Annotated in this window: 11 protein-coding genes; 6 read left to right on the top strand and 5 right to left on the bottom strand. The window is 72.0% G+C overall.

What is annotated here, in order from left to right; translation table 11 throughout:
- The first annotated feature begins 1,008 nt into the window (after positions 1-1,008).
- The 4 genes from rplM to QJS33_RS21295 all read left to right on the top strand — a co-directional run bounded on the left by rplM (position 1,009) and on the right by QJS33_RS21295 (position 4,522).
- Positions 1,009-1,458 carry a 50S ribosomal protein L13 gene (rplM, locus tag QJS33_RS21310; RefSeq protein WP_306369805.1) on the top strand — a complete coding sequence of 150 codons (450 nt, stop codon included), beginning with the start codon at positions 1,009-1,011 and terminating at the stop codon, positions 1,456-1,458.
- A gap of 37 nt (positions 1,459-1,495) precedes the next feature.
- Positions 1,496-2,005: a 30S ribosomal protein S9 gene (rpsI, locus tag QJS33_RS21305; protein WP_220563377.1), complete on the top strand. Its 510-nt coding sequence runs from the start codon at positions 1,496-1,498 to the stop codon at positions 2,003-2,005.
- A 158-nt stretch (positions 2,006-2,163) separates the two neighbouring features.
- Positions 2,164-3,501, top strand: coding sequence for a phosphoglucosamine mutase (glmM, locus tag QJS33_RS21300; protein WP_306369804.1), 1,338 nt, complete (start codon positions 2,164-2,166; stop codon positions 3,499-3,501).
- A gap of 13 nt (positions 3,502-3,514) precedes the next feature.
- Entirely contained in the window at positions 3,515-4,522 is a 1,008-nt protein-coding gene (locus QJS33_RS21295) for an ROK family glucokinase (protein WP_306369803.1), read from the top strand.
- 13 nt (positions 4,523-4,535) lie between these two features.
- Here the strand turns inward: QJS33_RS21295 and QJS33_RS21290 are convergent, their stop codons facing one another.
- On the bottom strand, positions 4,536-5,132 hold the full coding sequence (locus tag QJS33_RS21290; RefSeq protein ID WP_306369802.1) for a Uma2 family endonuclease: 597 nt from the start codon (positions 5,130-5,132) through the stop codon (positions 4,536-4,538).
- A gap of 169 nt (positions 5,133-5,301) precedes the next feature.
- On the opposite strand from QJS33_RS21290, the gene QJS33_RS21285 reads away from it, so the two are divergent.
- Complete coding sequence (locus tag QJS33_RS21285; protein WP_306369801.1) at positions 5,302-6,324, top strand: hypothetical protein; 1,023 nt, start codon at positions 5,302-5,304, stop codon at positions 6,322-6,324.
- The gene (locus QJS33_RS21280) at positions 6,314-7,570 is read left to right on the top strand and encodes a DUF6716 putative glycosyltransferase (protein WP_306369800.1); all 1,257 of its coding nucleotides are present in this window, start codon (positions 6,314-6,316) and stop codon (positions 7,568-7,570) included. Before QJS33_RS21285 ends, QJS33_RS21280 begins: the two co-directional genes overlap by 11 nt.
- Here QJS33_RS21280 and QJS33_RS21275 read toward each other — a convergent pair.
- From QJS33_RS21275 to QJS33_RS21260, 4 genes are all read right to left on the bottom strand, one after another.
- Complete coding sequence (locus tag QJS33_RS21275; RefSeq protein WP_306369799.1) at positions 7,495-8,829, bottom strand: polysialyltransferase family glycosyltransferase; 1,335 nt, start codon at positions 8,827-8,829, stop codon at positions 7,495-7,497. The two genes, QJS33_RS21280 and QJS33_RS21275, sit on opposite strands and share 76 nt — an antisense overlap.
- Before the next feature lie 51 nt (positions 8,830-8,880).
- Positions 8,881-9,855: a glycosyltransferase family 2 protein gene (locus QJS33_RS21270; RefSeq protein ID WP_306369798.1), complete on the bottom strand. Its 975-nt coding sequence runs from the start codon at positions 9,853-9,855 to the stop codon at positions 8,881-8,883.
- Between the two features lie 71 nt (positions 9,856-9,926).
- Entirely contained in the window at positions 9,927-10,838 is a 912-nt protein-coding gene (locus tag QJS33_RS21265) for an N-acetylneuraminate synthase family protein (protein WP_306369797.1), read from the bottom strand.
- Positions 10,835-11,971, bottom strand: a complete 1,137-nt coding sequence (locus QJS33_RS21260; RefSeq protein ID WP_306369796.1) for an acylneuraminate cytidylyltransferase — start codon at positions 11,969-11,971, stop codon at positions 10,835-10,837. Before QJS33_RS21260 ends, QJS33_RS21265 begins: the two co-directional genes overlap by 4 nt.
- Positions 11,972-11,986: the final 15 nt, after the last annotated feature.

The following is an 11,986-nucleotide window of genomic DNA, read 5'->3' as shown; positions in this document are numbered from 1 at the left end:
TCGAGCGGGGGGGCGGTGGAGGAGGGGGCCGCGGGGGCCGGGCCGTGGGGGCGGGGGGGAGGGGGGGGTGGGGGGCGGGGGGGAGGGGGGCGCCCTGGTACTGTCCGGTCGGCGGGGTCCCCGCGGGCCGCGCGTACGGGTTCTGCGGCGCCTGCGGGCCCGAGGGTGCTCCGGGGGCGCCCACGGGGCCCTGCGTCGGCGCCTGCGGCACCTGCGGGCCGGAGGGCGGCTGATGTCCGGGGTGGGCCTGGTACGGCCCGCTCGGAGTGAATGGGGCGCTCGGCGGCTGCGGCCCGGAGGGCCCGCCGTGCCCGGGGAGGGGCGATCCGCCCTGAAGGGGCTGCGGTGGCTGTCCCTGCGGCACCCGGGGGTCGGCCGGGTACTGGTGGGGGTGTGCGGGGGCTGAGCCGAGCAGGTCTTGGCCGTCACCGGGCTCCGGCCCGTCGGGACCGTACTGCGGCGGGTTCGGATGGGTACTGATGGGAGTCTCCGGAGGCGTTGGGGGTTGGGACTTGACCAAAGCCCGTGCCCGCGGTGTTTCCGCTGGCGTGCCGGGGTGACGGGCATCTCGTCGGCGCCCGTCGTTCCGGGCGGAGACCGGCCTTTCGGTGCAAGGGTAACCAACACCCGGGCGCGGAAAGGACGAAGCACTCCACGCAACGGGCATAATGAAAGACGGAGAGGTCACGGATGTGACCCCGTGCCGGCGCTTTCCCCGCCGTGCGTGGTCCTGCCGGTCTGCCCCAACCGCTGGCTTTGACCTGCGCTACGGTGGCCAGTAGGATGTTTCGTCGTGCGTTTGAGTTGCCGTGGGCCCCGGGTCGTTCACCGACCCGGAGCCGATCCACGCACCATCGTCTGCGCACTCACCACCGGATCGTCCTGACGATGTGGCACGGGACGTCCGGTCCAAACGCCCCGCGCCCGCGGGTGTGTTTCGTAATTACGAGTCCACCATCCCGAACCAGGGGGATGGGGCAGCCGACTGAAGAGCGAAGGCAAACGATCGTGCGCACCTACAGCCCCAAACCAAACGATGTTCAGCGTCAGTGGCACGTCATCGACGCCACCGATCTCGTGCTCGGGCGTATGGCGAGCCAGGTTGCCACGCTCCTCCGGGGCAAGCACAAGGCGTACTACGCGCCCCACATCGACACCGGCGACTTCGTGATCGTCGTGAACGCCGACAAGGTCGCCCTGACCGGCAAGAAGCTGGAGCAGAAGCGGGCCTACCGGCACTCCGGCTACCCCGGCGGTCTGCGTTCCGTCGGCTATGCGGAGCTGCTGGAGAAGAACCCCGAGCGGGCCATCGAGAAGGCCGTCAAGGGCATGCTGCCCAAGGGCTCTCTCGGTCGCCAGATGGCCAAGAAGCTGAAGGTGTACTCCGGTTCGGAGCACCCGCACCAGGCCCAGCAGCCGGTCCCGTTCGAAATCACCAAGATCGAGCAGCCCGCCTAGGCGTTCGCGCGACTTCACAGAGAACACGAGGAGAACCGTGGTCGAGCCCACCGGTATCGAAGACATCGAGCAGGAGTACGCCGAGAACCCGGAGGAGTTCCCCTCCGAGTACACGAGCGAGTCCGAGGAGACGGTCGCCGCCTACGTGCCGACCGCTTCCGGCCCCAGCGCCGGCACCGGCCGCCGCAAGACGGCCATCGCCCGCGTGCGCATCACGCCCGGCGCGGGTGAGTGGAAGATCAACGGCAAGCCGCTTGAGGTCTACTTCCCGGACAAGGTCCACCAGCAGACCATCAAGGAGCCCTTCGTCTCGCTCGGGTTCGAGGGCGCCTACGACGTCTTCGCCCGGATGAGCGGCGGCGGCCCCAGCGGCCAGGCCGGCGCCCTGCGCCACGGCATCGCCCGCGCGCTGGCTTCCCTGGACCCGGAGAACAACCGCCCGACCCTCAAGAAGGCCGGTTTCCTGACCCGCGACGCCCGTGAGGTGGAGCGCAAGAAGGCCGGTCTCAAGAAGGCCCGCAAGGCGCCGCAGTTCTCCAAGCGCTAAGGCTCATGCGCCGGCTCGTGCTCGGCTGAGCTTCGACCCGTACGCCGTCCCCGACACCCGGGGACGTCGTACGGGTTTTTCCTTTTCGCGTGGCTTGTCGGTCACACTGATCTTCTCGGCGCCTGACGTGGCGCCACTTCTGAAGGGGGCTGTCGCCTGTGGGACGGCTGTTCGGTACGGATGGTGTACGCGGGGTCGCCGGGCGCGACCTGACCGCCACGCTCGCCCTGGAGTTGTCCATCGCCGGGGCGCGGGTGCTCGCGGCTCGGATCGAGGGGCGGCGCCCCAAGGCCGTCGTGGGCCGCGACCCGCGCGCCTCCGGTGAGTTCCTGGAGGCCGCGGTGGTGGCCGGGCTGGCCAGCACCGGTGTCGACGTGGTCCGGGTGGGGGTGCTGCCCACCCCGGCGGTGGCCTTTCTCACCGGCGACCTCGACGCCGACTTCGGCGTGATGCTGTCGGCGAGCCACAACCCCGCGCCGGACAACGGCATCAAGTTCTTCGCCCGGGGCGGCCGCAAACTGGAGGACGCCCTGGAGGACGAGATCGAGGGCCTGCTGGACGTGCCCTCGACCCCGGCGGTGGGCACGGCCGTGGGCCGGGTCACCGACGCCGACGACGGCGCCGAGCGCTACATCCGGCACGTGCTGGCCTCCGCCCCGCACTCCCTGGCCGGGCTCAAGGTCGTGGTGGACTGCGCCAACGGCGCGTCCTCGCTGGTGGCCCCCGAGGTGCTGCGCCGGGCGGGCGCCGAGGTCATCGCCATCGGCGACGCGCCCGACGGCCACAACATCAACGAGGGGTGCGGTTCGACCCACCTGGAGCTGCTCCAGGAGACGGTGCGGCTGCACAGTGCCGACGCGGGCATCGCCAACGACGGCGACGCCGACCGCTGCCTGGCCGTGGACGCCGGGGGCAACGTGATCGACGGCGACCACATCCTCGCGATCCTGGCCTCGGAGGCCAAGGAGGAAGGCCGACTGGCCGAGGACACCCTCGTGGTGACGGTCATGTCCAACCTCGGCCTGAAACTGGCCATGGAGCGCGAGGGCATCGCCGTCGTGGAGACCGCGGTGGGCGACCGCTACGTGCTGGAGGAGATGAAGCGCGGCGGGTTCTCCCTGGGCGGGGAGCAGTCCGGGCACGTCATCCTGCTGGACCACGCCACCACCGGCGACGGTGTGCTCACCGGCCTGCACCTGTTGGCCGCCATGGCGCACCGCGGGCAGGGGCTGGCGGAGCTGGCCAAGGTGATGACCCGCCTGCCGCAGGTGCTCATCAACGTTCCCGACGTGGACAAGTCCCGCGCCGCCGACTCCGCGGAGCTGTGGGCCGCGGTGCGCGAGGCCGAGAAGGAGCTGGGCGGCACCGGCCGGGTCCTGATCCGGCCCAGCGGCACCGAGCCCAAGGTCCGCGTCATGGTGGAGGCCCCGGAGCAGGCGCAGGCGAACGCGATCGCCGAACGCCTTGCCGGGGTGGTCCGTTCGGCGCTGGGCTGACCGGAGGAACCGGATGAACCGGGCGCGGTACGGGCACGCCCTGACGGTCGGGGTGGACATCGGCGGGACGAAGGTCGCCGCGGGAGTGGTCACCCCGAGCGGGCGGGTACTGGCGCGGGTGCGCACCGAGACGCCCGAGCGCAGCAAGAGCCCGGCGGTCGTGGAGGACACGATCGTCTCGGTGGTCGAGGAGCTGCGCTCGGGGTACCCGGTGCGCGCCGTCGGCGTGGGGGCGGCGGGGTTCGTGGACCAGCACCGCGCGAACGTGCTGTTCGCCCCCCACCTGTCCTGGCGGGAGGAGCCGCTGCGCGAGGCGCTGTCCTCGCGCCTGGGCCTGCCCGTGGTGGTGGAGAACGACGCCAACGCCGCCGCCTGGGCGGAGGTGAGCGCGGGCGCCGCCCAGGGGGTCGACGACGTGGTCGTGGTCAACCTGGGCACCGGCATCGGCGGGGCGATCGTCCTGAACGGGCGCCTGTACCGCGGCCGGTACGGCCTGGCGGGTGAGTTCGGGCACATGACGGTGGTCCCGGGCGGGCACCGCTGCGAGTGCGGCAACCGGGGCTGCTGGGAGCAGTACGCCAGCGGCAACGCGCTCACCCGGGAGGCGCGCGAGCTGGTGGCCGCCGAGTCGCCGGTGGCGCGTGCGCTGCACCAGGCGGTGGCGGGCGACGCGCGGCGGATCACCGGGCCGCTGGTGAGCGAGCTGGCCCGCAAGGGCGACCGCGCCTGCACGGAGCTGATGCGCGAGGCCGGCCACTGGCTGGGGGCGGGCCTGTCGAACCTCGCGGCGGCCTTCGACCCGGAGCTGTTCGTCATCGGCGGCGGTGTCTCGGAGGCGGGCGACCTGCTGCTGGGTCCCGCCCGGGAGGCGTTCGAGCGCGGACTCACCGGCCGGGGCTACCGCCCCGAGGCCCGCGTGGTGGCCGCGGCCCTGGGCAACGAGGCGGGCCTGGTCGGCGCGGCCGCCCTGGCCCGCGACGCGCTGCCCGCCCGGCGCCGCCGCCCCACCCGCCGCCGCTGACCGGCGGCGGGGCTCATCGCCGCAGCAGATCCCGCACGTCGATGTCGAGGGGGAAGGGGGTGTCCACCTTGAGGCGGTCCCGGGCGACGGTCACCGGCACGTACCGGGGTTCCCGGACGCCGTCCAGTTCGTAGGCGTGGATCGCCGCGCCGTGCTCCTCGGGCTCGATGATCCAGTAGTGGGGGATGCCCGCCTGGGCGTACTTGAAGAACTTGGTGGTGCGGTCGCGGTCCCGGGACTCCGGTGAGACGATTTCCACGACCAGGACCACGTCCTCCGGTGGGACGTGGGTGGTCCGCGTCCAGTCGAGGTGCTCCTCGTCGTTCGCCTCGTACTGGTAGACCAGCAGGTCGGGCTCGGGCCGCTGGTACTTCCCGAGCTTCATCGTCATCTCCTGGAGGACGTCGAAGCCCTCCGGCACGGTCTCCTCCAGGAGGTGGGCCAGGCGGAACATGACCTTGGAGTGGAAAACGGTTTGGGGGGACGGCACGATGAGGGCTCCGCCGATGAGTTCCATCCGGGGGGCGCCCGGAGGGAGGTCGTCCATGGCATCGGCGGTCCATCCGCCGGGCGGTGGCATGAACCAGTCGGGGAGCGGCTCTGCGGTCATCGAAGCCTCCGGAGTCGATTCCTGAGCCCACTGCAATCCGGTCGTCGTCACCCTGGGGGGAACATAGCGGCCGGACAGGGCCTGACGGGCGTACTTCGGTGAAGTGGTCGTTATATGCACTGTGTACGCTGGAAACCCACGTGTCTGATCAATCCCGGAAAGCCACGTCGTGAACCTTCTTCCCACGGACGTTCCCTGGGCCTTCGAGGGGCACGGGTCGGCGTGGGTGGAATCCCCGCTCCAGTTCCTGTCCGCCGTGGAGGCCTACGCGGCGCACGGACTGTCCACCCAGGGGTGCATCCTGCTGCGGCAGGACGCCGTCGGCCTGCCCGATGTCCACACCGCCCTGCGCGGCCTGTTCCCCGCGACCCCGCCGGCGGCGCTCGCGCGCCGTCCCACCCGCCCCCGCAGCGCGGACTTCACCTGGGTCATCGGCGACGCCTTCTCCGGCCAGGTGCAGCGGCCCCTGCTGCGCGCCCCCCGCTGCCGCATCGTCCTGGTCGACGACGGCCTGGCCGTGTGGCACCTGCTGCGGCTGCTCAGCGCCCCGTCCGTCCAGCCGGTGCTGCGCGCCCGGGTGCGGCGCACCCCGGCACGCCTGGCCCTGGGCACGGCGGCCGCGCGCGTCCTGCGCCGCGCCGCCCAGGAGGGCCGCCTCACCGTCTTCACCATGCTGCCGCTCCCCGGCGACCTGCGGGAGGCGGCGGCCGCCGCGGGGATCCGGGTGATGCGCCACGACTTCCCGCTGCTGCGCTCCCTGCCGGAGTACGATCACCCCGCCGAGCGGCGGATCGTCCTGGGGACCGCCCTGGTCAACGACGGCCTGGTCCGGCTGCCCGACTACCTGGGCTGGCTGGAGCGGCAGCTCGTACAGGGGCCGGTGGCCTACCTCCCGCACCGGCGGGAGGACCCGCGGGTACTGGAGCTGCTGGCCGCGGACCCGCGGGCGCGGCTGGCGGGGAGCGGGGTGCCGGTCGAGCTGTCGCTGCGCGGGCTGGGCCCCGGGCACACCGTGCGGTCGCTGCCCTCCACCGCGCTGGTGTCCCTGCGGCTGCTGGTGCGCGGGGCGTCCATCCGCACGGACGGGGTGCCCGGACACTGGTGGACGGAACTCGCCTCGCCGGGACTGCGCGAGGATCTGGCGGTGACCACCGCCCTGGTCAACGATGAGGAGCACGCGGGTGGAACGTGACGGCGACGGGCGGATCAGGGTCATGGCGATCGCCGACTCCGACTCCTACCTGAAGTGGTCGGCGGCACTGCTGGGCGCCCTGCCCGGCGAGGGCTGGGACACCGACCTGGCGGTCGTCCGCTCCCCGGTGGCCCCGTCCGCCGACCAGGTCCGGGCGGCCGTCGCCGGGACGCCGCTGGCCGGTCGCGAGGTGCCGGTGCGCGGCGCCCTGGAACTGCGGAGCCGACTGCTGCGCGAGCGTCCCGACGTGCTCATGCTCAACTGCACCGGCCCGGTGGTGGACGCCCTCGCCCACGCGCTGGTCGGCGAGCGGCGCCCGGTGCTGGTCTCCGGGCTGCCCGGCATCTCGGTACCCGCCACCGAACGCGCCTGGCTGTACCGTTCGACTGCCGACCTGTTCGTGCTGCACAGCCACCGGGAGGTCGCCGAGTTCACCGATCTGGGCGCCCGGCTGGGCGCCACCGGTGCGGTCGGCCTGGCCACCCTGCCGTTCCTGCCCGAGCCCCGGCCGCGCGCGGGCACGGGCGGCGGGCGCCCCCGGGTGGTGTTCGCCTCCCAGGCCAAGGTGCCCGCGGAGCGCGGGCAGCGCGAACAGGTGCTGCTGGGGCTGGCCGCGCTCGCCGAGGCCCGCCCCGACCTGGAGGTGGTGGTCAAGCTCCGGGCCCGGGAGGACGAGGCGCAGACCCACAAGGAGAAGTACCACTACGAGGCCCTGTGGCGGTACATGGCCGCCCGCGGGGAGGTCCGCCCCGACGCGGTCGCGTTCCGCACCGGGCCGATGGTGGAGTACCTGGAGGACGCGGCGGGGTTCGTGACGGTCAGCTCCACCGCGGCCCTGGAGGCGTTCGCGCTGGACGTGCCGACGCTGGTGCTCACCGACTTCGGGCTGAACGCCGAGCAGATCAACCTGGTGTTCGAGGGCAGCGGGGTGCTGGGCACCCTGGACGACGTGCGCGCCGCCCGGTTCCGCCGGGTGGACGGCGCCTGGCTGCGGGCCAACTACTTCCACCCGGTCCACGAGAACGACTGGGTGCGGCGGCTCACCGCGCTGGTGGCCGCCGCACGCCGCGGGGAGCTGCCACAGCGGGAGTCCCTGCTGACGGGGCCCGAACAGCAGCGCAGGCGCACGCGCTCCCTGATGCGGCTGTCGCTGCCCCCGACCGCCGTGCGTCAGCTGGGCCGGGCCCGCAGGAGGCTGCGCGCCCTGCGCGCCAACCTGCGCGGCACGCTGGCGTCGCGCGGCTGACCGGAGGGGCGCACCCCGGGGGCGGTCATGCCCAGGGCGGCGATCCGCTTGCGCTTGAAGTGGCGCAGCAGGTCGCCGTCGTACTCGGCCAGGTAGGCGGCCGCCTCCTCCCGCAGGTGCGGGTAGGCGGCGGCCTGCATGCAGTAGCCCACCGCCCGGATGAGGGGGAGGAGCCCCTGCTCGTACCGGTCCTCGGTGATGACCGGCGGGGTGATCTCGCCGGAGTCGAGCAGTCGGGGCATGGTGGTGTCGGCGATGGTCACCGGCATGCGGTTGCTGTTCTCATACGGGGTGAGCCGCTCCAGGACGAGTTCGGTCCCCATGGTGGCCACGGGGATCCCGTAGATCTTGTCCGCAGTGCTGAGCGAGGTGGAGAAGCACCCCACGACCAGGTCGGGGGCGGAACGTTCGAACCACGCCTCCACCGGAAGGACCCCCTCCAGCAGGCGCAACCGCACGCCGGCCGCCTCGGCGGCCGACTGCACGCTTCGGGTCAGGGACGGCGCGTGCGCGGGGTGCGGTTTGTACGCGATCGACCGGTAGCCCGCGCGGGCGCAGGCGGTGACGGTGCGCACGGACATCTCTGTTTCCTCCTCCTCGGTGAGCAGCCCGAGAGAGGAGAGGTACTGGCCGACGAAGAGCGCCGAGGGGCCTTCGCCCGTAGGTGTGATGTCGGTCGTGGCCGACACCTCGGCCACGACCCGGCGGAACGCCTCCGAGGGCACCAGGGCGGACCCGACGCCGTGTTCGCTCAGTACGAGTGGTCGCACGCCCGGGACGAGGTCCATGTGGACCAGGCGCTCGATCCGAGTGGCCACGTGTCGGGGCAGGGTCGTACGGGTCGGGCCGTACGACATGAGGCCGTCGGAGTAGACGGTGAGGCGCGCATCGTCGAAGAGCCGGGTCAGCGCCCGGGCGGGATGGGCCTGTACGGACTCCACGATCAGCTCGGGGACATCCGTCCCCAGGGAGAGATGGCTTCCCAGGAGCCTTCGCAGCAGCGCCTGGTCCGTGTCGTGCGCCTGCCAGTGCGCCGGGTGATAGGGCCAGATGAGGTCGTTGTAGGAGATGACCTCGTCGAACCTGCTGCGCACCGCCTCGAACCCGGGGGTTTCGTCGAGCCGGGGCGCCGTTTCGGGGTTGTCGGAGCAATCGGCGGTCAGGAGTACACGCCTCTGCTCACCGAACAGGCCCGAATCGATGGCGGCGGCCAGGTGGAGCGCACCGAAGAACTTGGTGATGACGAAGATCTGGGTCATGGGTGACGTGCCAATCCGGGTTGGGTGACAGGAAGCGATGAAGGACGCGGATCAGAGCTTCAGGTCCTTGTAGTCGCCGTCCTTGAGCCGGATCAGCCGCTTGCTCCGCTTGCGATCGATCTCGATGAAGAGGCGTTCGAGGTGTTCGGCGGGGAAGGCGCGTAGAGCTTCGGTACAGCGGGTGACCAGCTCCTGCTGAAGGTGCCGTGGAAGGCGGTCGCGCTTGTCGATCTGGAAGAGCATGAGGGCGCAGTAGGTGCGCAGCGCCTTGGGAAGGAACCGGTCGCTCTCGGGGTCCGCCGCGGCCATGGCCATGATGCGGTCACAGGCGTCCAGGAAGTGCAGCTGGCGTTCGTCACCGATCTGGGTGAGGGAACCGGTCACTTGACGGCGGTAGAAGACACCGATGACGGGAACCCGCGCGTACGAAGCCGCCTTGAGGTGAAGCCCCCAGGCCCAGGGGCGATCCTCGCAGGTGCGCAGTGCCGGGTCGAACCGCATCAGGCCCTGGTCGACCAGGGCACGGGAGTAGATACCGGTGCAGGCGTTGGGGTAGTCGACCATGCTCTCCCCGTTCGCCGGAAGAATTCCGGAGCGGGGATCGAGCGCCTGGTTCACACGGCCTTCGGGAGCCGGTTTGAAAACCCGGCGGCGGCCGAAGACCTGGACTTGGTCCGTCTTGGAGAAGTCCACCCCGAGCCGCTCTGTGGTTTCGAGGGCGAGGGCGAGGTAACCGGGGGCCAGCCAGTCGTCCCCGTCCAGGTAGGTGATGTACCTGCCGGTGGAGTCGGCGACGCCCTGGTTGCGTGCCGCGGACAGCCCGGTGGGCGCCGGGTTCCGGAGCATGCGCAGGTTGGGCAGGCGCTTGCGAAAGTCGTCGACGATGTTCGGGGTGTCGTCGCTGGAGCCGTCGTCGATGACGATGTACTCGAAGTCGGGGCGGTCGTTGCGCACCAGGCTCGCGAGGGTGTCGCCGATGTAGGGCGCCACGTCCTTGGCGGGGATGATCACCGACAGGGCGGTCACGGGGTACTCCTCCGCCCGGGGACCCGTGCGGGCCCCCGGGCGCGTGTTCGGCGGGGGATGATGGGCGGGGATCAGGCGGTCGTGCGGCGCAGGCGCTTGCGGGGCTCCTCCTCGCCGGGGAACACCCTCTTGACGCCGTCGCCCAGGGCCTGCTCGATGACGCGGATGTCGCGGACGAGGTTGCGCAGCCCGGTGGGTTCCAGGGAGGCGGAGTGGTCCGAGCCCCACATGGTGCGGTCCAGGGTGATGTGCCGCTCGATGGCGACGGCGCCCAGGGCGGCGGCGGCCACGGAGATCTGGAGCCCGCGCTCGTGGCCGGAGTAGGCCACGGGGACGCGGTAGCGGTCGCGCAGGGTCTCGATGGTGCGCAGGTTCCCCTCCTCCGGCGGCATCGGGTAGGTGGAGGTGGAGTGCATGATGACGAGGTTGCGGGCGCCCAGGATGGTGACCGCGGCGTCGATCTCGTCCAGCGTGGACATGCCGGTGGACAGCAGGACCGGCTTGCCGGTGGCGGCCAGGGCCCGCAGCAGCTCGTGGTCGGTGATGGACGCGGAGGCCACCTTGTGGACGGGCACGTCGAACTTCTCCAGGAAGTCGACCGAGGGCACGTCCCACGGGGAGGCGAACCAGTCCAGGCCCAGGACGTCGCAGTACTTGGCGATCTCGGCGTACTCGGCCTCGCCGAACTCGACGCGGTGCTTGTACTCCATGTAGGTCATCTCGCCCCAGGGCGTCTGCCGGATCTTGTCCCGCTGCTCGACGGGGACGCAGATCTCGGGGGTGCGCTTCTGGAACTTGACGGCCTGGCAGCCGGACTCGGCGGCGACGTCGATCAGCTGCTTGGCGATGTCGAGGTCGCCGTTGTGGTTGATGCCGATCTCGCCGATGACGTACACCGGGTGGCCCGGGCCCACCATGTGGCGGCCGATGCGCAGGGCGGGGATCTCTGCTCTGAGGTCGGCGGTGGCGGTGCCGTTGCTCATGTGGCGTCCTTCTCGTTCGTTTCGTCCGTGGGGGAGTTCGTGTCCGTGCGCTGCGCACGGGAGTTCAGGGCGTGCTCGCACAGTTCGCGCACGGCGCCGGACCCGCCGGGGCGGGTCAGCACCAGCCGGGCGGCGGCGAGCACTGCGGGGTGCGCGTCGGGGACGGCGACGGGCCAGCCGACCAGGGCCATGCACCCCAGGTCGTTGACGTCGTTGCCGAGGTAGGCGACGCGGGAGGGGTCCAGGCCCTCGTCGGACAGCCAGGAGGCCAGGGCGGCCCGCTTGTCGGAGAGCCCGTGCAGGACGGTGACACCGAGTTTGTCGGCGCGGGCGCGCACGACCGGGTTCGCCTCGGTGGACAGGATGTGCACCCGTACGCCCGCCTCCCGCAGCAGGCGCACGCCCATGCCGTCGGAGCGGCTGACGGTGACCGACTCGGTGCCGTCCTGGGAGACCGTGACGCGGTCGTCGGTGTGGACTCCGTCGAAGTCGGTGACCAGCGCGTCGATGTCGACGGGGTCGGTCTCGGGGGCCGCGATGGGGGCCAGGGCCCGGGCCAGGCGCAGGTCGTCGGGGGTGTCGATCTCGAACGCGTGCAGGTCGGGGACCTCGCGCAGGTCGATGCGGCTGAAGAACCGGTGGGCGTGGGCGCGGAACCCAGCGGTGTCGACGACGTAGAACGCGCCGGTCTCGCGGTAGTGGGGTTCGCGGTCCTGGCGGCGGGGCCGGTGCGTGTGGGAGTGGTTGACCCCGCGGGCGCCCTCGGGGCGGCGGGCCCACAGGAAGGCGTGGGTGGGCACCGCGGAGAACACGCTGTCGGCCTCGTGCGCGGTGACGCGGGCGATGGCGGCGTCCAGGTCGGCGGGGTCGATGAAGGGGCTGGTGCACTGCACGAACACGGTCACGTCGGGCAGTTCCCCGGCGGCCTCCAGGGTGTCCAGGGCCTGGAGCAGGACGGCCTCGGAGGAGACGGTGTCACCGCCCAGGTCGGCGGGGCGCTCCAGGACGCGGGCCCCGGCGGCGCGGGCGGCGGCCGCGATGGCGGGGTGGTCGGTGGACACGACGGTGTCGGTGACGCCGTCGGCCAGGAGGCAGGAGCGGACGGCGCGTGCGATGAGGGGGACGCCGCCCACAGGCTCGATGTTCTT

This window comes from Nocardiopsis sp. CC223A (assembly GCF_030766825.1).
In the GTDB taxonomy this organism is placed as follows: Bacteria; Actinomycetota; Actinomycetes; order Streptosporangiales; family Streptosporangiaceae; genus Nocardiopsis.
The sequence above is the reverse complement of the archived record's forward strand: the minus strand, read 5'-3'. Positions and strand labels throughout refer to the sequence as shown.